The 23,977-nt window shown below is 40.3% G+C and carries 21 protein-coding genes; 20 read left to right on the top strand and 1 reads right to left on the bottom strand.

All coding sequences use genetic code 11. From position 1 onward, the window contains the following. Nucleotides 1-142 precede the first annotated feature (142 nt). The 3 genes from ACFOSE_RS06070 to ACFOSE_RS06060 are packed head-to-tail and all read left to right on the top strand — an operon-like array spanning nt 143 to nt 2,095. Nucleotides 143-586: a zinc-dependent MarR family transcriptional regulator gene (locus ACFOSE_RS06070; protein ID WP_380431670.1), complete on the top strand. Its 444-nt coding sequence runs from the start codon at nt 143-145 to the stop codon at nt 584-586. Beyond that, the gene (locus ACFOSE_RS06065) at nt 586-1,296 is read left to right on the top strand and encodes a metal ABC transporter ATP-binding protein (protein ID WP_380431668.1); all 711 of its coding nucleotides are present in this window, start codon (nt 586-588) and stop codon (nt 1,294-1,296) included. The genes ACFOSE_RS06070 and ACFOSE_RS06065 overlap by 1 nt, the downstream gene beginning before the upstream one ends. Continuing rightward, nucleotides 1,289-2,095, top strand: a complete 807-nt coding sequence (locus ACFOSE_RS06060) for a metal ABC transporter permease (RefSeq protein ID WP_380431666.1) — start codon at nt 1,289-1,291, stop codon at nt 2,093-2,095. The genes ACFOSE_RS06065 and ACFOSE_RS06060 overlap by 8 nt, the downstream gene beginning before the upstream one ends. Nucleotides 2,096-2,153: 58 nt before the next feature. Here ACFOSE_RS06060 and tyrS read toward each other — a convergent pair whose 3' ends face one another. Next, a complete protein-coding gene (gene tyrS, locus ACFOSE_RS06055; protein ID WP_380431664.1) occupies nt 2,154-3,410 on the bottom strand; it encodes a tyrosine--tRNA ligase in 1,257 nt (418 codons plus the stop codon). A 670-nt stretch (nt 3,411-4,080) separates the two neighbouring features. On the opposite strand from tyrS, the gene rpoB reads away from it, so the two are divergent. The 17 genes from rpoB to ACFOSE_RS05970 all read left to right on the top strand — a co-directional run bounded on the left by rpoB (nt 4,081) and on the right by ACFOSE_RS05970 (nt 23,879). After that, nucleotides 4,081-7,662, top strand: a complete 3,582-nt coding sequence (gene rpoB / locus ACFOSE_RS06050; protein ID WP_380431662.1) for a DNA-directed RNA polymerase subunit beta — start codon at nt 4,081-4,083, stop codon at nt 7,660-7,662. A gap of 106 nt (nt 7,663-7,768) precedes the next feature. Beyond that, nucleotides 7,769-11,407 (top strand): DNA-directed RNA polymerase subunit beta', encoded by a 3,639-nt coding sequence (rpoC, locus tag ACFOSE_RS06045; protein ID WP_380431660.1) that lies wholly within the window; start codon nt 7,769-7,771, stop codon nt 11,405-11,407. Between the two features lie 195 nt (nt 11,408-11,602). Next, nucleotides 11,603-13,270: a peptide ABC transporter substrate-binding protein gene (locus ACFOSE_RS06040; RefSeq protein WP_380431658.1), complete on the top strand. Its 1,668-nt coding sequence runs from the start codon at nt 11,603-11,605 to the stop codon at nt 13,268-13,270. A gap of 65 nt (nt 13,271-13,335) precedes the next feature. Then, nucleotides 13,336-14,250, top strand: a complete 915-nt coding sequence (locus ACFOSE_RS06035) for an ABC transporter permease (protein WP_380431656.1) — start codon at nt 13,336-13,338, stop codon at nt 14,248-14,250. An 11-nt stretch (nt 14,251-14,261) separates the two neighbouring features. After that, nucleotides 14,262-15,293 carry an ABC transporter permease gene (locus tag ACFOSE_RS06030; RefSeq protein ID WP_380431654.1) on the top strand — a complete coding sequence of 344 codons (1,032 nt, stop codon included), beginning with the start codon at nt 14,262-14,264 and terminating at the stop codon, nt 15,291-15,293. Between the two features lie 13 nt (nt 15,294-15,306). Further along, a complete protein-coding gene (locus ACFOSE_RS06025; protein WP_380431652.1) occupies nt 15,307-16,356 on the top strand; it encodes an ABC transporter ATP-binding protein in 1,050 nt (349 codons plus the stop codon). Continuing rightward, complete coding sequence (locus ACFOSE_RS06020) at nt 16,353-17,291, top strand: ABC transporter ATP-binding protein (RefSeq protein ID WP_380431650.1); 939 nt, start codon at nt 16,353-16,355, stop codon at nt 17,289-17,291. The genes ACFOSE_RS06025 and ACFOSE_RS06020 overlap by 4 nt, the downstream gene beginning before the upstream one ends. A 76-nt stretch (nt 17,292-17,367) precedes the next feature. Then, nucleotides 17,368-17,733: a DUF1033 family protein gene (locus ACFOSE_RS06015; RefSeq protein WP_380431648.1), complete on the top strand. Its 366-nt coding sequence runs from the start codon at nt 17,368-17,370 to the stop codon at nt 17,731-17,733. Between the two features lie 78 nt (nt 17,734-17,811). Continuing rightward, entirely contained in the window at nt 17,812-18,768 is a 957-nt protein-coding gene (comGA, locus tag ACFOSE_RS06010; RefSeq protein WP_380431646.1) for a competence type IV pilus ATPase ComGA, read from the top strand. After that, entirely contained in the window at nt 18,662-19,723 is a 1,062-nt protein-coding gene (gene comGB, locus ACFOSE_RS06005) for a competence type IV pilus assembly protein ComGB (RefSeq protein ID WP_380431672.1), read from the top strand. Before comGA ends, comGB begins: the two co-directional genes overlap by 107 nt. Next, nucleotides 19,720-20,046: a competence type IV pilus major pilin ComGC gene (gene comGC / locus ACFOSE_RS06000; protein WP_380431644.1), complete on the top strand. Its 327-nt coding sequence runs from the start codon at nt 19,720-19,722 to the stop codon at nt 20,044-20,046. Before comGB ends, comGC begins: the two co-directional genes overlap by 4 nt. Further along, nucleotides 20,033-20,434 carry a competence type IV pilus minor pilin ComGD gene (comGD, locus tag ACFOSE_RS05995; protein WP_380431642.1) on the top strand — a complete coding sequence of 134 codons (402 nt, stop codon included), beginning with the start codon at nt 20,033-20,035 and terminating at the stop codon, nt 20,432-20,434. The genes comGC and comGD overlap by 14 nt, the downstream gene beginning before the upstream one ends. After that, a complete protein-coding gene (comGE, locus tag ACFOSE_RS05990) occupies nt 20,406-20,699 on the top strand; it encodes a competence type IV pilus minor pilin ComGE (protein WP_380431640.1) in 294 nt (97 codons plus the stop codon). Before comGD ends, comGE begins: the two co-directional genes overlap by 29 nt. Continuing rightward, a complete protein-coding gene (gene comGF / locus ACFOSE_RS05985) occupies nt 20,683-21,120 on the top strand; it encodes a competence type IV pilus minor pilin ComGF (protein WP_380431638.1) in 438 nt (145 codons plus the stop codon). Before comGE ends, comGF begins: the two co-directional genes overlap by 17 nt. Continuing rightward, nucleotides 21,098-21,529 carry a competence type IV pilus minor pilin ComGG gene (gene comGG, locus ACFOSE_RS05980; RefSeq protein WP_380431636.1) on the top strand — a complete coding sequence of 144 codons (432 nt, stop codon included), beginning with the start codon at nt 21,098-21,100 and terminating at the stop codon, nt 21,527-21,529. The genes comGF and comGG overlap by 23 nt, the downstream gene beginning before the upstream one ends. 132 nt (nt 21,530-21,661) lie before the next feature. After that, nucleotides 21,662-22,618, top strand: a complete 957-nt coding sequence (locus ACFOSE_RS05975) for a class I SAM-dependent methyltransferase (RefSeq protein ID WP_380431634.1) — start codon at nt 21,662-21,664, stop codon at nt 22,616-22,618. Nucleotides 22,619-22,682: 64 nt separating this feature from the next. Next, on the top strand, nt 22,683-23,879 hold the full coding sequence (locus ACFOSE_RS05970) for an acetate kinase (protein ID WP_380431632.1): 1,197 nt from the start codon (nt 22,683-22,685) through the stop codon (nt 23,877-23,879). Nucleotides 23,880-23,977: the final 98 nt, after the last annotated feature.

Here is a 23,977-nt window from a genome sequence, read left to right as displayed (position 1 = left end):
AGTCCTACTGGCGGAGTTGATCTGATGAGAGGGAGTGTTGGCAGCAGCACTCCTTTTTTGTGTGCGATGAACACTTATGCTACTTGACCTTTATAATTTTTAGTGATATTATGATGATTGTTAACTAGTTAAGGAGTTTAATATGTCAGAATTAGCTAATTATTTAGATCATTTTTTTAATAAAATTTTGTTGCTGGCTGAGCATCAAAATGAATTACTTCTAGGCCATTGTCAGTCTGATTGGAAACTAACGAATACTCAGGAACATATCTTAATGTTACTCTCTCGTGAGCGCCTAACAAATTCTGACTTAGCTAAAAGATTAAATATTAGTCAAGCGGCTGTTACAAAGGCAGTGAAAGCAATGATTAGTCAAAATTTATTGGTGACTACTCGTGACGATTCTGATGCTCGGATTATCTATTATTCTTTGACAAATATTGCTCAAGAAGTGGCTGAAGAGCATGAAGATCATCATGCTTCTACATTGTCTGCATATGATACTATCTTGGATGACTTTTCTCAAGAAGAGCAACGTGTGATTGAACGGTTTTTAAATAAGCTTAATAAGGAGTTTGATAATTGATGAAATATATTACTGTTGAAAATTTATCGTTTCAATATGATTCTGATCCTGTTCTTGAAGGGATTAGTTATTATTTGAATAGTGGAGAGTTTGTTACTTTAACTGGTGAGAATGGAGCTGCTAAGTCAACACTTATTAAGGTGACACTTGGAATTTTAGACTCAAAAGAGGGGAGTGTGACTATTTCAAAAACTAATAAGGATGGGAAAAAATTACGACTCGCCTATCTCCCACAACAAATCGCTAGTTTTAATGCGGGCTTTCCTTCTACTGTCTATGAGTTTGTAAAATCTGGACGTTATCCACGCAATGGCTGGTTTCGCCATTTGAATAAACATGATGAAAAGCATATTCGTGTGAGCTTAGAGTCAGTAGGGATGTGGGAAAATCGTCATAAGAAAATAGGAGCTTTAAGTGGTGGTCAGAAACAACGTGCGGTTATTGCTCGTATGTTTGCTTCAGATCCTGATATTTTTGTGCTAGATGAACCAACTACTGGTATGGATACTGGTACCACAGAAACTTTTTATGAACTGATGCATCACAGCGCTCATCAACATGGAAAGTCGGTCTTAATGATTACTCATGATCCGGATGAAGTGAAGGATTATGCTGATCGTAATATCCACTTGGTTCGTAATCAGGATCTTCCATGGCGATGCTTTAATATCCATGATTCTGAGAAAGGGAAGGAAAATTTGGATGCTTGATATTTTACAATATGAGTTTATGCAACGTGCTCTTCTAGCAGTAGTGGCAATCAGCATATTTTCACCGATTTTGGGCCTGTTTTTAATTTTGCGTCGTCAAAGTTTAATGAGCGATACCTTGAGTCATATCTCCTTAGCGGGAGTTGCATTTGGTATTTTGCTGGGTTGGGATAAGACCTGGACAACGGTCATAGTAGTAGTTGTTGCAGCAGTGGTTTTAGAATATTTAAAAACGGTTTATCGCCACTATATCGAGATTTCAACAGCTATTCTCATGTCCTTAGGTTTGGCCGTCTCTCTTATCGTTATGAGTAAGACTAGTAGTTCTAGCGTAAGTTTAGATCAGTACTTATTTGGGTCTATCATAACGATTAGTCAAGAACAAGTTTTTGCCCTTTTTGTGATTGCCATCATTATATTGATTTTGACTCTACTCTTCATTCGTCCAATGTATATTTTAACGTTCGATGAAGATACTGCTTTTGTAGATGGTTTACCTGTGCGTTTGATGTCTATTGCCTTTAATATTGTGACAGGGGTTGCTATTGCCATGATGATTCCAGCGGCTGGAGCTTTATTAGTTTCGACAATTATGGTTCTACCAGCTAGTATTGCAATGCGTTTAGCGGATAGTTTTAAATCTGTTATCCTAACAGCTATAGGAATAGGGTTTGTTGGTATGATTTTGGGTATTATTCTCTCTTACTATTGGGAAACTCCTGCTAGTGCGACCATTACCATTATTTTTATAGGTATGTTTTTGGTAGTTAGCCTATTGGATCGCTTCATTAAGGAATGATTTGAAATATAAAAAGACTGAAAAAATTAAGTTTTTCAGTCTTTTTAATAATCATTAACTAATAAGTCAAAACAAAGTATTTTTTCTTGCCACGGCGGATAACGGTTAGTTCGTTATCGATTTTATCGCTAGGAGATAAGGTGTAGTCAAGATCCTGAGTACGTTCACCATTGATATAAATAGCACCATTTTGAACATCTTCGCGGGCCTGTCGTTTTGAATTAACGACTCCGGAACGAACCAATAGTTCAACAATATTAAGGTTGTCATCTGCTTGAACAGCATAGTTTGGAACATTACTGAGCCCTTGTTTAAGTTCTTTAGCTGAAAGATTCTTGATATTTCCAGCAAAGAGTTGTTCGGTAATATTAAGAGCTTGTTCGTAGGCCTCTTGCCCATGAACGAGAGTTACGACTTCTCGTGCTAGAATTTTTTGTGCTAAGCGTTTGTGACGCGCTGCATTAAATTCTTTCTCGATATTAGCGATTTCGTCCAGTGAAAGGAAAGTAAAAATTTTTAAGAAGCGTATGGCATCATCGTCCATAACATTGAGCCAAAATTGGTACATTTCATAGGGAGAGGTTTTATCAGCGTCAAGCCAGACGGCATTTCCTTCTGATTTACCAAATTTTTTACCAGTTGCATCGGTAATCAAAGGAACTGTGATAACATGTCCCGTTTTATCAGCTTTGCGGCGTAATAATTCGGTTCCTGCTGTCATATTGCCCCACTGGTCGGATCCACCGATTTGCAGGGTAACATTATGCTTGTTATTGAGCTCGTAGAAATCGTAACCTTGCATAATTTGGTAAGCGAATTCAGTGTAAGAAATTCCTGTTTCAATGCGTTTTTTAACAGACTCCTTACTCATCATGTAATTGACGGTAAAATATTTACCAACATCACGCAGGAAATCAATAAAACTGATAGAGCCAAACCAATCATAATTGTTGACCATTTCGGCCTTATTATCGCCATTTTCAAAATCAAGAAAACGTGAAAGCTGTCCTTGGATTTTTGTAACCCAACCGTCAACAGTTTCTTTGGTTTGTAAACTGCGTTCAGCATCTTTAAATGACGGATCACCGATGAGCCCAGTAGCCCCTCCGACCAGAGCATAAGGTTTGTGACCGTCTAGCTGTAAGCGGCGTGAAGTTAGGATGGCTACCAAGTGTCCTAGATGAAGACTATCAGCAGTTGGATCATAGCCGGTATAGTAAGAAATAGGCCCGTTCTCAAACGCTTTTCGTAGAGCTTCTTTATCGGTGGTTTGAAATATTAATCCCCGTTCTTTTAATTCATCCAAAATGATCATTATTTTTCTCCCTGTTTTTTATAATACTATCGCTCCATTATACCAAAAATTCAAATCCTCATGCAAGTTGACTTCGATTGTGTCGCTCTGCCTTTTCTGCGCAGTTATTGGTGAAGCTAGAACAAAAAAAGCAGAGCTTTTGTCCCAGCCTCTTAGATTGATTAAAACTGCTCATCCCCATTGATTTTACATTTGTTTTAGCTCCATTAATTTTAAACTCATTCTCAAGTCTCATCGTTACCTATACTAATTGTTATGGGAGTCTAGTATATTAGACGAACACGTCTTTTTGCTTGCACACCATTTTATAACAGGGATCTTTGATTAAATACATAACCAAATTGAAGATGAGTTGAAGAAACTTGCTAAATAAGGCAAAATAAGGTATAATATATCTAACTATTTGTCGTCTAACTTGGTTGAAATATTGTCCAATCAAGGGATACAGCAGTTAAATCAAACTTTTTCAGTCAGATTTAGCTGCTCTTTTTGTGCCTAATTTTTGAGATTTTTATAATTGTCATTAAAATATAAAGGTTCTGAAAATTAGCAGTATCTAAACGGCAGATATAAATATTATTGACCTCGATCTGAATTTAACTGTTGCCTATTTATCGGCTTAGCTTTAAAATTCGAGATCTTTGTATCTTACGATAAAGGAGATAGAAACTTGGCAGGACATGACGTTCAATACGGGAAACATCGTACCCGTCGTAGTTTTTCAAGAATTAAAGAAGTTCTTGATTTGCCCAATCTAATCGAAATCCAAACGGATTCATTCCAAGATTTTCTGGACAACGGTCTAAAAGAAGTCTTTGAAGATGTGCTTCCTATTTCAAACTTTACAGACACTATGGAATTGGAGTTTGTTGGCTATGAGTTGAAAGAACCTAAGTACACGCTTGAGGAAGCCCGTATTCACGATGCTTCTTACTCAGCACCGATCTTTGTTACTTTTCGTTTAGTGAATAAGGAAACTGGTGAAATTAAGACTCAGGAAGTTTTCTTTGGAGATTTTCCAATCATGACTGAAATGGGAACTTTTATCATCAATGGTGGTGAGCGTATCATCGTGTCTCAGTTAGTCCGTTCACCTGGTGTTTATTTTAATGATAAGGTGGATAAAAATGGGAAAGTTGGTTATGGTTCAACTGTAATTCCCAATCGTGGCGCTTGGCTAGAGTTAGAAACCGATGCAAAGGATATTGCCTATACCCGTATTGACCGCACACGTAAAATTCCGTTCACAACACTTGTACGTGCTCTTGGCTTTTCGGGTGATGATGAAATCCTTGATATCTTTGGAGATAGCGATTTGGTTCGCAACACTATTGAAAAAGATATTCATAAGAACCCTGCTGATTCACGCACTGATGAAGCGCTTAAAGAAATTTACGAGCGTCTGCGTCCAGGTGAGCCTAAAACAGCCGACAGTTCACGTAGTCTATTAACTGCTCGCTTTTTTGATCCTCGTCGTTACGATTTAGCGGCTGTGGGACGTTACAAAATCAATAAAAAACTCAATGTTAAGACACGTTTATTAAATCAAACTATTGCTGAAAACTTGGTTGACAGCGAAACGGGGGAGATTCTTGTTGAGGCTGGGACTGTTATGACTCGTGATGTGATAGATTCTATTGCCGAACAGCTGGACGGTGGTTTAAACACCTTCATGTACACGCCAAACGATTACGCTGTTGTGACAGAGCCTGTTGCCCTTCAAAAGTTTAAAGTTATTTCTCCTAATGATCCAGATCGTACGGTTACCATTGTAGGAAATGCTAATCCAGACGATAAAGTCCGCGCTTTGACACCAGCTGATATTTTAGCTGAGATGAGTTACTTCCTTAACTTAGCAGAAGGTCTTGGTAAGGTGGATGACATTGACCACTTAGGGAATCGTCGTATTCGTGCGGTCGGTGAACTTTTGTCTAATCAGTTCCGCATCGGTTTGACACGTATGGAACGCAATGTTCGTGAACGTATGTCAGTTCAAGACAATGAAGTTCTGACACCACAACAAATTATCAACATTCGTCCAGTGACAGCTGCTGTTAAAGAGTTCTTTGGCTCATCACAATTGTCACAATTCATGGATCAGCACAATCCGTTGTCTGAGTTGTCTCACAAACGCCGTCTATCAGCCTTAGGCCCTGGTGGTTTAACGCGTGATCGCGCTGGTTATGAGGTTCGTGATGTACACTATACGCACTACGGTCGGATGTGTCCAATCGAAACACCTGAAGGACCAAATATCGGTTTAATCAACAACTTGTCATCCTACGGACATTTGAATAAGTATGGTTTCATTCAGACGCCATACCGCAAGGTTGACCGTGAAACTGGTAAGGTCACCAATGAAATCGTTTGGCTGACTGCTGATGAAGAAGATGAATTCACAGTTGCTCAAGCCAATTCAAAACTTAATGAAGACGGTACCTTTGCAGAAGAAATCGTTATGGGACGCCATCAAGGGAATAACCAAGAATTTTCAGCAAATTCGGTTGATTACGTTGACGTCTCACCAAAACAGGTTGTTGCTGTTGCGACAGCATGTATTCCATTCTTGGAAAACGATGACTCTAACCGTGCCTTGATGGGGGCCAACATGCAACGTCAAGCGGTACCGCTGATTGATCCTAAAGCACCTTATGTAGGTACGGGTATGGAATACCAAGCAGCACACGACTCAGGTGCTGCTGTCATCGCTAAGCATAATGGACGTGTAACCTTCTCAGACGCTGATAAGGTAGAAGTTCGTCGCGAAGATGGTTCTTTGGATGTTTACCACATGACAAAATTCCGACGTTCAAACTCTGGTACTGCCTATAACCAACGTACTCTGGTTAAAGTTGGTGATCAGGTTGAAAAGGGTGATTTTATCGCTGATGGTCCTTCAATGGAACAAGGTGAAATGGCTCTTGGCCGCAACCCAATTGTCGCTTATATGACTTGGGAAGGCTACAACTTTGAGGATGCCGTTATTATGAGTGAACGTCTTGTTAAGGAAGATGTTTACACATCAGTTCACTTGGAAGAGTTTGAATCAGAAACTCGTGATACAAAGCTTGGTCCTGAAGAAATCACTCGTGAAATTCCAAATGTTGGGGAAGAAGCACTGAAAGACCTTGACGAAATGGGAATTATCCGGATCGGTGCAGAAGTTAAGGAAGGCGATATTCTTGTTGGTAAGGTCACTCCAAAAGGGGAAAAGGATCTTTCTGCTGAAGAGCGCCTCTTACATGCCATTTTTGGGGATAAATCACGTGAAGTTCGTGATACTTCTCTGCGCGTGCCACATGGTGGTGAAGGAATTGTCCGTGATGTGAAAATCTTTACGCGTGCCAATGGTGATGAACTGCAATCTGGTGTCAACATGTTAGTTCGTGTTTATATCGCTCAGAAACGTAAGATTAAAGTCGGTGATAAAATGGCGGGTCGTCACGGGAACAAGGGTGTCGTTTCACGTATTGTACCTGTAGAAGATATGCCTTATCTGCCAGATGGAACACCTGTTGATATCATGTTGAATCCACTTGGGGTGCCATCTCGTATGAACATAGGACAAGTTATGGAGCTTCACCTTGGTATGGCCGCTCGTAATCTAGGTATTCATATCGCAACTCCAGTCTTTGATGGAGCAAGTTCTGAGGACCTATGGGAAACCATTCAGGAAGCTGGCATGGATAGTGATGCTAAGACCGTTCTTTATGATGGCCGTACTGGTGAGCCTTTTGACAATCGTGTGTCTGTCGGTGTCATGTACATGATTAAATTGCACCACATGGTTGATGATAAGCTTCACGCACGTTCAACTGGTCCTTATTCATTGGTTACACAACAACCCCTTGGTGGTAAAGCTCAGTTCGGTGGTCAACGCTTTGGTGAAATGGAAGTTTGGGCTCTTGAAGCTTATGGTGCCTCAAACGTTCTTCAAGAAATCCTGACTTACAAATCAGATGATGTGACTGGTCGTTTGAAAGCCTATGAGGCTATTACAAAGGGTAGACCAATTCCAAAACCTGGTGTACCAGAATCTTTCCGTGTGCTTGTAAAAGAATTGCAATCGCTTGGTCTGGATATGCGTGTTCTTGATGAAGACAACAAAGAGGTTGAACTACGTGATCTTGATGAAGGTGAAGATGACGACGTGATGCATGTTGATGATCTCGAGAGAGCTCGTCAAAAACAGGAAGCTGAAGCGGCTAAACTTGCAGAGCAAGTCATCGATATGCCAACGAGCGAAGACTAAGCTGAAATAAATAGCTATCTATCCTCAGAAGGTGAGATAAGCGTAGCATCAAAGATTATTTGTTGCTTGTCCACCTCTATCACTATAAACTAGAAAGGTAATACTAGTGGTTGACGTAAATCGTTTTAAAAGTATGCAAATCACTTTAGCTTCACCGAACAAGGTTCGTTCTTGGTCTTATGGTGAAGTTAAAAAACCTGAAACTATCAACTACCGCACACTTAAACCAGAGCGCGAAGGTCTCTTTGATGAAGTTATCTTTGGTCCTACAAAAGATTGGGAATGTGCTTGTGGTAAGTACAAACGTATTCGCTATAAAGGTATTGTTTGTGACCGCTGTGGTGTTGAAGTTACCCGTGCCAAAGTGCGTCGTGAACGTATGGGGCACATTGAATTAAAAGCACCAGTATCACACATCTGGTATTTCAAGGGTATCCCTTCACGTATGGGCTTAACTCTTGATATGAGTCCTCGTGCTCTTGAAGAAGTCATCTACTTCGCAGCTTATGTAGTTATCGATCCTAAAGATACGCCACTTGAGCCTAAGTCAATCTTGACAGAGCGCGAATATCGTGAAAAACTTCAAGAGTATGGCTATGGCTCTTTCGTCGCAAAGATGGGTGCTGAAGCTATTCAAGATCTGCTGAAGCAGGTTGATTTAGAAGTTGAAATTGCTGAACTCAAAGAAGAATTGAAGACTGCTTCTGGACAAAAACGTATCAAGGCTATTCGTCGTTTGGACGTATTATACGCCTTTTACAAGTCAGGTAATAAACCTGAATGGATGGTGCTCAATATCCTACCAGTTATTCCACCGGATTTGCGTCCGATGGTTCAATTAGATGGTGGACGTTTTGCGGCTTCTGATCTCAATGACCTCTATCGTCGTGTTATCAACCGTAACAACCGCTTAGCCCGTTTGCTTGAGTTAAATGCGCCAGGAATCATTGTTCAGAATGAAAAACGGATGTTGCAGGAAGCAGTAGATGCTCTCATTGATAATGGCCGTCGTGGACGTCCAATTACCGGACCGGGTAGCCGTCCGCTTAAATCTTTGAGCCATATGCTTAAAGGTAAGCAAGGACGTTTTCGTCAAAACTTGCTTGGTAAACGTGTTGACTTCTCAGGACGTTCCGTAATTGCTGTTGGTCCAACGCTCAAGATGTACCAATGTGGAGTGCCACGTGAAATGGCTATTGAACTCTTCAAGCCATTTGTTATGCGTGAAATTGTTGCGCGTGAATATGCAGGAAACGTCAAAGCTGCGAAACGTATGGTTGAACGCGGCGATGAGCGTATCTGGGATATCCTTGAGGAAGTTATCAAAGAACACCCAGTTCTGCTCAACCGTGCACCGACTCTTCACCGTCTGGGTATCCAGGCTTTTGAACCTGTCTTGATTGATGGTAAGGCACTGCGTCTCCACCCATTGGCTTGTGAAGCCTATAATGCAGACTTCGATGGTGACCAAATGGCTATCCATGTTCCGCTTTCGGAAGAAGCACAGGCTGAAGCCCGTCTATTGATGTTAGCGGCTGAACATATCTTAAATCCTAAAGATGGAAAACCGGTCGTAACACCATCTCAGGATATGGTTCTTGGTAACTACTACCTGACCATGGAAGATGCTGGTCGTGAAGGCGAGGGCATGGTCTTTAAAGATCGCGATGAAGCTGTCATGGCTTATCGTAATGGTTACGCCCATTTGCATACACGTGTTGGTATTGCGACAGATAGTATGCCAGAAAAACCATGGACCGAAGATCAAAAACATAAGGTCATGATTACAACTGTTGGTAAAATCCTGTTTAATGACATTATGCCAGCGGAATTACCTTATCTTCAAGAACCAACCAACGCTAACTTGATAGATAAGACACCAGATAAATATTTCTTGGAGCTTGGTACTGATATCAAGCCAGCGATTGAAGCACTTGAAATCAATGAACCATTCAAGAAGAAACATCTTGGAAACATTATTGCTGAGACTTTCAAACGCTTGCATACAACAGAGACTTCTGCTTTCCTTGACCGTTTGAAAGATTTAGGTTATTATCATTCAACCTTGTCTGGCTTGACCGTTGGTATTGCAGATATTCCGGTTATTGATAATAAGCAAGAAATCATTGAATCTGCCCACAGTAAGGTTGAGCAAATAAATAAAGCCTTCCGCCGTGGTTTGATGACCGACGAAGATCGCTATACTGCTGTTACTGCTACTTGGCGTGAAGCTAAGGAAGAGCTAGAAAGACGCTTGATTGAGACTCAAGATCCTAAGAACCCTATCGTTATGATGATGGACTCTGGTGCTCGTGGTAATATCTCAAACTTCTCTCAACTTGCCGGTATGCGTGGTCTGATGGCAGCGCCTAATGGTCGCATCATGGAACTTCCAATCCTATCTAACTTCCGTGAAGGTTTGTCTGTTTTGGAAATGTTCTTCTCAACTCATGGTGCTCGTAAAGGTATGACCGATACAGCCCTTAAAACAGCCGACTCAGGGTACCTGACTCGCCGTCTAGTTGATGTTGCCCAAGACGTTATCATACGTGAGGATGACTGTGGCACTGATCGTGGTTTGACTATTACGGCTATTACAGATGGTAAGGAAGTAACAGAAACACTTAAAGAACGCCTTATTGGTCGTTATACTAAGAAATCTGTTAAGCATCCTGAAACTGGGGAAATCCTTGTTAAGCCAGATACCTTGATTACCGAAAGCATGGCTGCAGATATCGTCGAAGCTGGTGTTGAAGAAGTAACCATTCGCTCCGTATTTACATGTAACACTCGTCATGGTGTTTGTCGTCACTGTTATGGTATCAATCTGGCAACTGGTGATGCGGTTGAAGTGGGAGAAGCTGTTGGTACAGTCGCTGCCCAATCTATTGGGGAACCTGGTACCCAACTCACCATGCGTACCTTCCACACCGGTGGTGTAGCCTCAAATACGGACATCACTCAAGGTCTGCCACGTATTCAGGAAATCTTTGAGGCACGTAATCCTAAAGGGGAAGCGGTCATCACAGAAGTCAAAGGTCGTGTCGTAGATATCGAAGAAGATGCTGCAACACGGACTAAGAAAGTCTATGTTGAAGGTAAGACTGGTAAGGGAGAATACGTTGTACCCTTTACAGCACGTATGAAAGTTGAAGTTGGTGATGAAATCTCTCGTGGTGCTGCTTTGACAGAAGGTTCTATTCAGCCTAAGCATCTCTTAGAAGTGCGTGATACGCTCTCCGTTGAAACCTACTTGCTCGCCGAGGTACAAAAGGTTTACCGCAGCCAAGGGGTTGAAATTGGAGACAAGCACATTGAAGTTATGGTACGCCAAATGCTGCGTGAAGTGCGCGTAATGGATCCAGGTGATACTGAGTTACTTCCAGGTACTCTGATGGATATTGCAGACTTTACGGAAGCTAACAAGGATATCGTTATTTCCGGAGGTATCCCTGCAACAAGCCGTCCGGTATTGATGGGAATCACCAAAGCTTCTCTTGAAACCAATTCATTCTTATCAGCAGCTTCCTTCCAAGAAACGACACGTGTCTTGACAGATGCAGCTATTCGAGGTAAGAAAGATCATCTTCTTGGCCTTAAGGAAAATGTTATCATCGGTAAGATTATTCCTGCAGGTACTGGTATGCATCGTTACCGTAACATTGAACCGCAAGCCATCAATGAAATCGAAATTATTGATGATACAGTTGGGCAACCTGTTGACGCAGTACCAGTTAGTGAATAAGTTATCTGTTTATTTGGTATAAAATAACCTTAGCCCCTCCGATGAGTTCCATCACTCACGGAGGGGTTTTTGTTGCATGTACAAATTCTTTATCAGCCTTCAACTCGGCTGAGTAAATTTACATCCTGTAAAGAAATTGTTATAATTATTATATTATTGGGTATAATTTTTCAATTCTAAGACAAGGAACATTTTATGATGTTGTTTAAAAGAAAATTCAGACGGAAGTTGCGAAAAAATTTAAAATGGATGATTGTAGCAGGAGTGGTTGTTGTTGTTATCGGTGCAACAGCCTATCACTTCAAGCAAAAAGAAGCTGATAAGGATGAAATCAATTGGTATAATCCATCTGATATAGTGACTTTAGATATTTCTAAAAATACTGACCGCTATTCGGCAATGGCCATCGGGAATTCGGGCAGTAATCTATTGCGTGTTGATAAGCATGGTAATTTAAAGCCTGACCTAGCTAAAAAAGTTGAGGTTTCAAAGGATGGACTAACTTATACGGCCACCTTACGTGACCATCTCAAATGGTCCGATGGCAGTGATTTAGAGGCTGAAGATATTGTTTATTCTTGGCAGCGTATGGTCAATCCTAAGACGGCCTCCGAATATGCTTATTTAACTCAAGACGGCCATCTCTTGAATGCTGATGATATTATTGCAGGTAAAAAACCGGTGGAAGAATTAGGTGTCCGAGCAGAAGGGAATAAAATTATTTTTACCCTTTCTAATCCAGCACCACAATTTAAAGAGCTATTATCTTTTTCAAATTTTGTCCCTCAGAAAAAGGCATTTATAAATAAGGTTGGTAAAAACTATGGGACAGCTTCCAATAAAGCAATCTATTCGGGTCCCTATATAGTTGAAGACTGGAATGGGACCAGCGGTACTTATAAGTTAGTTAAAAATAAATATTACTGGGACGCAAAGCATGTCAAAACCAAAGTTGTTAATGTTCAAACTATCAAAAAACGTGATACGGCTGTTCAGATGTATAAACAAGGAGATCTTGATTATGCGAATATTTCTCAGACTTCGGCTATGTATAACGCTAATAAAGATAACAAAGATGTTATCACAATACCGGAAGCGACAACATCTTATATTGTTTACAATCAAACAGGCAGTGTGCCAGGTTTGACTAATACTAAAATCCGTCAGGCCATTAATTTAGCCACCAATCGTAAGGGTGTTGTTAAGGCAGCAATAGATACAGGATCTGTACCGGCTAAAGCTCTGGTTCCATCTGGCCTAGAAAAACTTCCAGATGGAACAGACCTAGCGGATTATGTAGCTCCTGGCTATACTTATGATACTAAAAAAGCTGCTAAACTTTTTAAGGAAGGTTTGTCGGAAGAAGGGCTCTCTAACTTGAAGTTGACGATTACAGCCGATTCAGATGATTCTATTGCCAAAGCGGCTGTTGATTATGTTCAGGAAACTTGGGAAAATGCCCTGCCAGGTTTAACTGTTGAAGAAAAGTTTGTAACCTTTAAGCAGCGTTTGGATGATACCAAAAATCAAAATTTTGAGGTGGCTCTAGTTCTTTGGGGAGGCGATTATTCAGAAGGTTCTACTTTCTATGGTCTCTTTACGACAGATTCTGCTTATAACTATGGTAAATTTTCAAGCGCAGCTTATGATGCTGCCTATCATAAGGCTTTAACAACTGATGCTCTGGATAGGAGTGCTGGTGCTGAAGATTACAAGGCAGCAGAGAAGGCGCTCTATGATGAAGCTCTTTATAATCCGCTTTATTTCCGCTCAACCAAAGCGTTACAAAATCCTAATTTGAAAGGTCTGGTTCTTAATGCGACAGGTCTCTACACAGACTTTACCTATGCATATAAAGAGTAAAGCGGTTGAACAGGCAAGTATTGGAATCTAATTCTTGTTTTGTTCTTTTAAAGGAATGAGAAATTATGGCGAAAAATTTATTAAAACGTATAGCAATTTTAGTAGTCACCCTGTGGGTTGTTATTACTTTGTCCTTTTTCTTGATGCAGATCTTGCCGGGAACACCTTATAATAATCCTCATTTAACTGATGAAATGATTGCGATGATGAATAAGCAATATGGCTTGGACAAACCGATTTGGCAACAATATCTGCAATATCTCTGGAATGTTCTGCATGGAGATTTGGGAACGAGTTATCAATCGATCAATCAGTCGGTTTCAACTCTGATTGGACAACGTCTGGCTGTATCGGTTCAACTTGGTTTTCAAGCTTTGGTTGTCGGTATCTTTGCAGGACTGTTTGTCGGAGCTATTTCTGCTCGCAATAAGAATAATTGGATTGATGGAATCTTGAGTGTCATCTCAACGCTAGGAATTTCAGTCCCTTCTTTTATCATTGGTCTCCTTCTCTTAGATTATTTGGGCTTTAAGTGGTCTTTGCTTCCTATGGTGGGATGGGGAACTTTTAGTCAATCGATCTTGCCAACCTTAGCCTTGGCTATACCAGTCTTTGCTCAGGTGACTCGTTTTTTCCGCAGCGAAATGATTGAGACGCTCAATACGGATTATATCCAACTTGCTCGTGCTAAGGGCTTGACCTCATCAGAAGTGACAGAGCAACACGCCTATCGCAACTCAATGATTCCAGTTCTGACTCTGATTGGGCCCCTGGCAGCCAATATCTTGACAGGTTCGGCATTGATTGAGCAAATCTTTTCTATTCCGGGGATCGGGCAACAATTTGTCAGCTCGATTCCAACCAAAGATTATCCTGTTATCATGGGAACAACGATTGTCTATGCTCTGATGTTGATGGTGGCCATCCTGTTAACGGATATTGCCATCAGTATTATTGATCCTCGCGTACGCTTGAAATAAGGAAAGACACTATGGTAGATACTAGAACATTTAAGTTTGTGGGAATAGGTAGTCTTGACTCACAAGAAAAGATTCAAAAGCCCACCCTATCCTTTATCCAGAATGCTTGGAGACGTCTAAAGAAAAATAAACTAGCCTTTGTAGCGCTTTGGTTCTTGGCCTTGATGCTCATTTTTGCTATTGGTTCGACAGTCTTTGTCAGCAAAGAAGAAGCCAATACATTTAACAGTGACAAGGTCACAACCTATCGCAACTTGCCTCCTAAACTTGCCGATCATCTACCTTTTTGGAACGGGACGATTAAGTATTCGGGAGCAACAAGGAGAGTAGATGTTTATAGGGAACAAGAAGTTCCTAAGAAAGATAAATTTATTTTAGGAACGGATAATCTTGGCCGTAGCCTTGCTAAACGGGTGATTGTTGGAATTCGTATCTCACTTTTAATCGCTGTTGCAGCAACCTTGATTGACTTGGTTATTGGTGTCAGTTATGGTCTCATATCAGGTTTTATCGGTGGTAAGACAGATACTATTATGCAAAGGATTATCGAGGTCATCTCCTCAATTCCCAATTTGGTTATTGTCACCATGTTAGGGTTGCTTTTGGGGAATGGTATTACAGCGATTGTTATTTCCATCGCTATTGTTGGCTGGACTGCCATGGCGCGTCAAGTTCGTAACATGACCTTATCTTATAAAGAGCGCGATTTTATACTAGCTTCACGCACCTTAGGAGAAAGCAATTTAAAGATTGCCTTTAAGCATATTCTTCCCAATATTTCAGGCATTATCATCGTTCAAGTCATGATGACGGTTCCAAGTGCGATTATGTATGAGGCCGTCCTTTCAGCCATTAATCTCGGTGTCAAACCGCCGACGGCATCTTTAGGTTCTTTGATTACCGATGCCCAAGAAAATTTACAGTATTATCCTTATCAATTAGTTATTCCAGCCTTGGCCTTGGTCTTTATTTCCTTGGCCTTCATCCTTCTGGGGGATGGCTTACGAGATGCTTTTGACCCCAAATTAAATGTAGAAGAATAGAAGGGGAATGAACATGACAAAAGAAACTATCTTAAATGTAGAGAATCTCTATGTTGATTTTCATACTTATGCTGGTAATGTTCAGGCTATTCGCGATGTTAATTTTGAACTGCATAAGGGGGAGACATTGGCTATCGTTGGGGAATCCGGGTCTGGTAAGTCTGTGGCAACCCGTACACTGATGGGGTTATCCGCTAAAAATGCAGATGTTAGAGGAGATATTCTCTTTAAAGGTCGTAATCTTAATACTTTAGAGGAAAAGGATTGGGTTCCTATTCGTGGAAATGAAATTGCGATGATTTTTCAAGATCCAATGACAAGTCTGGACCCAACCATGAAAATCTGGCGACAAATTGCTGAGCCAGCTTTGATACACGATGAGGACTTGGAATATGATGAAGCTTTTGAAATAGCAGTTCATTTGATGGAAAAGGTTGGTATTCTCGATGCGCGTGAGCACGCTAATGATTATCCTCACCAATGGTCTGGTGGGATGCGCCAACGTGCTGTTATCGCCATTGCCTTAGCGGCTAATCCTGAAATTCTCATTGCCGATGAGCCAACAACTGCTCTGGATGTAACCATTCAGGCACAAATTCTGCACTTAATGAAAGATATCCAAAAACAGACGGAATCTTCTATTATTTTTATCACCCATGACTTGGGTGTTGTGGCTGGTATGGCTGATCGTGTTGCTGTCATGTATGCTGGTAAAATTGTTGAATGTGGAACGGTGGACGAGGTTTTCTACCATCCGCAACATCCCTATACTTGGGGCTTACTTGGTTCCATGCCAACAACTAATACAGAATCCGGCAGCTTACAAGCTATTCCAGGGACGCCCCCAGATTTGTTAAACCTTCCTAAAGGAGATGCTTTTGCAGCTCGCAATGTTTATGCTTTGGACATTGACCATGAAGAGCTACCACCGATGTTTAAGGTGTCGGATACTCATTATGCAGCTAGCTGGCTCTTGGATGAACGTGCGCCAGCAGTAACCCCACCTGATTTTATTCAACAGCGTTGGGAACAGTGGAAAGAACTAAAAAGGAGACAAAAATGACCTCAGAACCTAAAAAAATAGTGGAAGTCAAAAATGTTTCCTTAACTTTCAATAAGGGAAAATCTAACGAGGTCAAAGCGATTGATGATGTTAGTTTTGACATTTATGAAGGTGAAGTTTTCGGTTTAGTAGGAGAATCCGGTTCCGGAAAGACAACTATTGGACGTTCCATTTTAAAACTTTATAATATTGACAGCGGGGAGATTGATTTTAAGGGTCAGTCCACAGCAGACCTTAAGGGCAAGCAATTGTATGATTTTCGTAAAGATGCTCAGATGATTTTTCAGGATCCCCAAGCTAGCTTGAATGGTCGCATGACCATCAGTGATATAATTGCAGAAGGTCTCGATATCCATAAACTAACACCGACAAAAGAAGAGCGACAGGCTAGGATAGAGGAGCTGATTGAATTGGTCGGCTTGAACAAGGATCATCTCCTGCGTTATCCCCATGAATTTTCAGGGGGACAACGCCAACGTATCGGTATTGCTCGTGCTTTGGCTGTTAATCCTCAATTTATCGTTGCGGATGAACCTATATCAGCCTTGGACGTGTCTATTCAGGCGCAAATTGTCAATCTGATGCAGAAACTACAGCACGGTCAAGGACTAACCTATCTCTTTATTGCTCACGATCTTTCAATGGTCAAATACATTTCAGATCGTATCGGTGTGATGCATTGGGGAAAACTACTGGAAGTTGGTCCAGCTGATAAGGTTTATGATCACCCTATCCATCCTTATACTAAATCATTGCTATCTGCTATCCCAGAACCAGATCCCGAAAAAGAACGGGCGCGCCTATTACAAGTCTATGATCCCAGTCTAGAAATAGATGGGCAGGTTCGTAAAATGCATGAAATCACAGATGGGCACCTTGTTTTAGCGACAGAAGATGAAGCTCTAGCCTATAAACAATACAAAACAGCTAATTGATTTGATATTTCCAAACAAATTTTTTTAAATTGTAACATTTTTGCTATATAATAACGGAATAAGTTAGGAAATAGTTATGTATCAAATAATCAAAATGTATGGAGATATGGAGCCTTGGTGGTTTCTTGAGGGTTGGAAAGACGATATTGTCGATGTACAAGAGTTTGAAAATTATTATGACGCCCTCAAATATTATAAGAAAGAATGGTTTGATTTCTTTGAACGCTATCCGAGTTTCAATAGTAAGAGTAGTGTGATGACTGCATTTTGGGACAGCAAGGATCAGAGATGGTGCGAAGAATGTAATGAAGATTTGCAGCAATATCATTCATTAGCGCTTCTCAAGGACTGGAAAGCTATTCCCAAAGATTGGTATCGTCCAGGCTATGATCGTAGTAACGATAAGCCAGTTTCTCCAAGTTGTCAGTTTAAGATTTCTTAAAAAGCAGCTGATTATTAAAAACCGAGTTTTCTCGGTTTTTTGTTTTCTTCCTCGAATAGATAAGTGAGGAGGTGCTATATGATACAAGCTTTTGGCAAAGAGCTCATTAAGCAGGCTGTTGAGCTTGAAGCTCAGGATATTTACATGATTCCTAAAGCAGATGATTATGATATTTATATGCGGATTGGTGATGAGAGGAGATTTATTGATGCTTGTGATGGTAGTCGTATGTCTGGCCTTATTAGTCACTTTAAATTTGTGGCAGGAATGAATGTTGGAGAAAAGCGCCGTAGCCAGCTAGGATCCTGTGATTATGAATTTAGTGATGATGAAGGGGCAGCAGCTCTCCGTTTATCAACGGTAGGAGATTATCGAGGCAGAGAGAGTCTGGTTATTCGTTTACTGTTTGATCAGCGCCGTCAGTTACAATTCTGGTTTGATGGTTTAGACCAACTCTTGCCTGAAATAGTTGGAAGAGGGCTGTATCTTTTTTCCGGCCCTGTCGGTAGTGGTAAAACGACTCTGATGTATGAATTAGTGAGACGAAAGTATCCTAATCAGCAAATTATTACGATTGAAGATCCCGTAGAGATCAAGCAGGAAGAGATGTTGCAGTTACAACTCAATCCCAGTATCAATATGACCTACGATAGCCTGATTAAATTATCTTTACGACACCGACCGGATGTTTTGATCATTGGAGAAATTAGGGACAGTCAAACGGCTCAAGCAGTTATCAGGGCTAGCTTGACAGGGATTACTGTATTTTCAACTGTTCACGCTAAAAGTATTTCTGGTGTTTACGCCCGGATGTTAGAGTTGGGGATTTCACAGGAGGAGCTTAACAATAGTCTGGCGGGTATCGCTTATCAGCGTTTAATCGGGGGAGGGGGTGTTATTGATTTTGCTAAAGAAAATTTCCAAAATTATGGGACTGGGAGTTGGAATCACAAAATTGATCGGCTTTTTGCAGCAGGACATATTACTGAGCAACAGGCAGCAGACGAAAAGATTGCGGATAAGCCGTCAGCGTAAAGTTGTCCAACTTTTTAATAATCTGTTAGTATCTGGCTTTACTCTGACAGAAATTGTAGACTTCTTAGGTCGCAGTCACCTCCTAGAAGAAGCTTATGTCAATCAGATGCGCGAAAGTATGCTAGCAGGAGAGAAGCTTGCTGTTATGATGGGCCGCTTAGGGTTCTCAGATGACGTTGTAACCCAACTAGCTCTAGCAGAAGTCCATGGCAATATTCAAGGGAGTCTCTTAAAAATTGAAACTTATTTAACTAATCTTATGACTGTTAAGAAAAAGTTGATTGAAGTCGCAACCTATCCTATCATTCTGCTTGCTTTTCTGGTTCTTATCATGCTGGGGTTAAAAAATTATTTGCTGCCCCAATTGGAAGGTAGCAATTTTGCAACCAAACTCATCAATCATTTTCCCTTATTCTTTCTAATTAGTATACTATTTGCTGCTCTTTTAGTCGCTCTTTTCTTCTGGTTGAGGAGACGGTCGATCAAGATTAATTGGTACACTAAGATGGCAAAACTACCTCTTGTTGGAAAGTTTGTCCAGCTCTATCTAACAGCCTATTATGCACGTGAATGGGGTAATCTTGTTGGTCAAGGGATTGAGATGAGTCAACTTGTTCAGCTTATGCAGTCACAAAAGTCTCAACTGTTTCAAGAAATAGGCCGAGATATGGAAGAAGCTCTACTGGCCGGGCAAGAATTTCACGATAAGGTTTTAGATTATCCTTTTTTCCTCAGAGAGTTGAGTTTGATTATTGAATATGGTCAGATTAAGTCTAAGCTGGGGAGTGAGCTTGAAATTTATGCGGCAGAAACTTGGGAAGCCTTTTTTGACAAGGTCAATCGAGCTATTCAGTTGGTTCAGCCTCTGGTCTTCATTTTGGTCGCTTTGGTTATTGTCATGATTTATGCAGCCATGCTGCTACCTATGTATCAAAATATGGAGGTTCATTTATGATGCAAAGATATTTAAATCGTTTGAAAAAAAGCAAGGCTAAAGCCTTTACCTTAATTGAAATGCTGGTGGTTTTACTCATCATCAGTGTCTTGCTCTTGCTTTTTGTTCCTAATCTAGCTAAACAAAAAGATAATGTGAAAAATACTGGTGGCTCTGCTGTTGTTAAGGTAGTTGACAGTCAAGCAGAGCTATACGAGCTGAACCATACCGATAAGGCTACTTTGTCTAAACTGGTGTCCAATGGTGATATCACACAGAAACAGGCGGATTCTTACAATGATTATTACAAAAAACATCAGGAAAGTCGCAATGTACAAAACTAAGGCTTTTACTTTACTTGAGAGTTTATTGGTTTTAGCTCTTACCAGCTTTTTTCTCTTGACTTTCACAGGATCGGTTAAAAAAATTTTTACTAGTATAGAAGAAAAACTTTTTTTCCTATCTTTTGAACATTTTTATCAGGACACACAAAAGCTCAGTGCTGCTAGACAGAAAGAGATGACGCTGACAATTTCAGATCATCGTATTAGCAATAATATTTCTTCTTTGGCGATACCGACTAGTATTCATCCTAGTCGTTCTTATAATTTGGACTTTTCGCCATCAGGTGGTAATTCTTCATTGGAAAAACTTCAGTTTTTAACTGAGGATAAGTCGGTGACTTATCAACTTTATATAGGGAGTGGTCGCTATAAAAAAACAGAAAATTAAAGCTTACATCCTTTTGGAAAGTTTGATAGCCTTAGCTATTCTGGCTATGATTGTCAGTTTGGTCTTGAGTGAAATTAACCGCAGCCGCCAAGATCTTGTAGATAATTTACATGATCAAGAAGTGCTCAATGTCGCTCAAATGGCAATACAAACCAACCAGAGGAGTTTGACCTTAAATGGTGTAACAGTGAGAGTCGAAGCTAGTCAATCTAACATTTCTATTTATGAGGGGAGCGAGGAGATTTTACATGTGGTTAAAAGATAAAATCAGGGCCTTTACGCTCTTAGAATGCTTAGTTGCCCTCTTAGTCATTTCAGGCAGCGTCTTGGTTTATCAGGGCTTGAGCGAAATTTTAAGCAGCAATGTTTCCCATATTAGTAAAAACGATGAAGAAGACTGGCTTCTCTTTTGTCAGCAGTTACGCTCGGAATTATCTGGTTCAAGTCTTGATCGAATAACTGATAATAAACTTTATGTTACAAAAGGAACTCAATCTCTGGCCTTCGGTAAGTCACGCTCGGATGATTTTCGTAAGACCAACGCTGATGGCAGAGGCTATCAACCCATGCTCTATCATGTTGTTTCGGCTGTTATTCATCAACAAAATCAAATGGTTACCATTACCATCACTTTTGAGTCTGGCTTAGAAAGGACCTTCGTCTATGCTTTTGAAGAAAAGGGTTGAGGCTGGTGTTCTTATCTACGCCTTGCTCATGGCTGCTATCTTTGTCTTGCTTTTGGAATTTTATTTAGACAGAGTTGTAGCCAGTCATCGGCAGGTTCAAGCCCTGAAAAACAATAGCCAATCCTATCTCATCGCTCAGATAGTTGAAAAGGAGAAGACAGATTCTTCAGGTAAAGTAATCTTTAATCAAGGAGAGGCCAGCTACCAGCGTAATGGCTCTAATTTGACAGTGATAGTGAAAATGACAGATGGGAGCGATTACACTTATGATTTTGCCCGAACTGATTCTGCTAGTCGCTCTGATAAGAAGAAAAACGGAAAATCAAAGCCTTCTGCCTCAACTGATGATAAAACGAAAAATAGCAACCTTGATGAAAGTAGTAATGCGGAAAGTGAAGTTTCAAGATAGAAAAATCTGATTTATCTTAAAGACTGCAGTGATGAAGAAAACTAATCAATTGGGGAGTAGGAACTTTTCAGATAGGGTATCTTCACTAACTTCATTATTTCTATTTTTCCTCAATTTTGATATGATATGTTTATGAATTTTGAGAAAATAGAAATAGCCTATGAGCTGATTTTAGAGAATATCCAGCTGATTGAAAATCAATTAAAGACCAATATATATGATGCTTTAATTGAGCAGAACGCCCTCTACCTGAAGGGAGATCCAACAGATAAAACTCTACTAGCGAACAATAAGAAATTGCAAGAGCTTAAATTGAGTCCCGAAGAATGGCGTCGTGCTTACCAGTTTATTTTTATCAAGGCGGCCCAAACGGAACCATTACAAGCCAATCATCAGTTTACTCCTGATACTGTCGGTTTTGTCATCCTTTTTTTATTGGAAGCATTAACAAGCACTCAGAAACTTGATGTTCTGGAAATCGGTAGTGGCACAGGAAATTTAGCTCAAACCTTGATTAATAATAGTAATAAGGAGCTTAATTACATGGGGATAGAGGTTGATGATCTCTTGATTGATTTATCAGCAAGTATTGCTGATGTTGTTGATGCTAATGTCAGTTTTGTTCATGAGGATGCTGTTCGTCCTCAGTTGATCAAAGAGAGTGATATTATCATCAGCGACTTACCAATTGGTTACTATCCTAATGATGTTATTGTTAGTCGCTATCAAGTGGCTGCTAGCGGAGAACATACTTATGCTCACCACTTGCTGATGGAGCAGTCGCTCAAGTATCTCAAGAAGGATGGTTCAGCCATCTTTTTAGCTCCCAACAATCTTTTAACCAGTCCGCAGAGTCGAGATCTTAAAGCTTGGCTTAAAGATTATGCTGATATTGTGGCCATGGTGACCCTGCCAGATGAGCTTTTTGGTAATCCTACTAGTGCTAAATCCATTTTTGTCTTACGCAAACAAAGTGAACAGACGCCAGAAACTTTCGTTTATCCACTGACAGATTTACAAAATCGTGATGTTTTAATTGATTTTATGGAAAATTTCAAAAAATGGGCAAGTGATTACATTCTTTCTTGAAAAATGCTATAATGATTCTATCAATCAGGAAGCGTTTCCATTTTTTTATTGAAAGGTGTAATGTATGTCAAAAACAATTGCAATCAATGCAGGAAGTTCTAGCCTAAAATGGCAGTTGTATCAAATGCCGGAGGAAGAAGTTCTAGCTGCAGGAATTATTGAGCGTATTGGTCTGAAAGATTCCATTTCCACAGTAAAATTTGATGGTAAAAAGGACAGTAAGACGCTAAATATTGCCGATCATGTTCAGGCTGTTAAGATGCTTTTAGATGACTTGATTCGCTTGCATATTATTGCTGATTATAAGGAAATCACTGGCGTTGGACATCGTATTGTAGCTGGTGGTGAATATTTTAAAGAATCGGTGATTGTCGATGATGAGGCCTTGGCTAAGATTGAGGAATTGGCTGCTTTGGCACCTTTACATAATCCGGCAAATGCTGCAGGAATCCGTGCCTTTAAGGATATTTTACCTGATATTACTAGTGTGGCAGTTTTTGATACAGCTTTTCACAGCACGATGAACGACTATGCCTATCTCTATCCCATTCCACAAAAATATTATCGCGATTATCAGGTGCGTAAATATGGTGCGCATGGGACCAGTCACCAATATGTAGCTCAGAAGGCCGCTGAAATATTAGAACGTCCTCTAAATGAGCTGAAATTGATTACAGCTCATATTGGAAATGGTGTATCGTTGACAGCTAATTATCACGGACAATCTGTCGATACTTCAATGGGCTTTACTCCCTTAGCAGGACCAATGATGGGGACGCGTTCGGGAGATATTGATCCAGCAGTCATTCCCTATTTGATTAAATATGATTCTGATCTTGTTGATGCGGCAGCGGTTGTCAATATGTTAAACAAGGAATCAGGTTTGGCTGGAGTCTCAGAGCACTCTAGTGATATGCGTGATATTGAGGCTGGTCTTGAAAAACAAGATAAGAACTCTGTCTTAGCTTACAATATTTTTATTGATCGGCTAAAAAAATTTATCGGTCAGTATGTTGCAGTTCTCAATGGGATAGATGCACTTGTCTTTACAGCAGGTATGGGGGAAAATTCTGTGAATATGCGTCGCGATATCATTGCAGGTCTGAGTTGGTTCGGTTTGAAAATTAATCCGGAAAAGAATGTCTTTGGCTATGTTGGAGATATTTCAGCGCCGGATTCAAAAATCAAAATCTTAGTCATTCCGACTGACGAGGAGCTCATGATTGCGCGTGATGTTGAACGCCTTAAAAATGCTAAATAATGTAAAGGCTGCTCTAGAGCAGCCTTCAGACCGAAGACAAACTTCTTTTTGGAGGTTTGTCTTTTTTGGTGTCTCTTATCTTTAAGATGAAAAATGGA

Source organism: Streptococcus dentapri (genome assembly GCF_042649885.1).
Classification (GTDB): domain Bacteria; phylum Bacillota; class Bacilli; order Lactobacillales; family Streptococcaceae; genus Streptococcus; species Streptococcus dentapri.
Note: the sequence above shows the minus strand (reverse complement) of the source record. Positions and strands in the feature narration are given on the sequence as shown.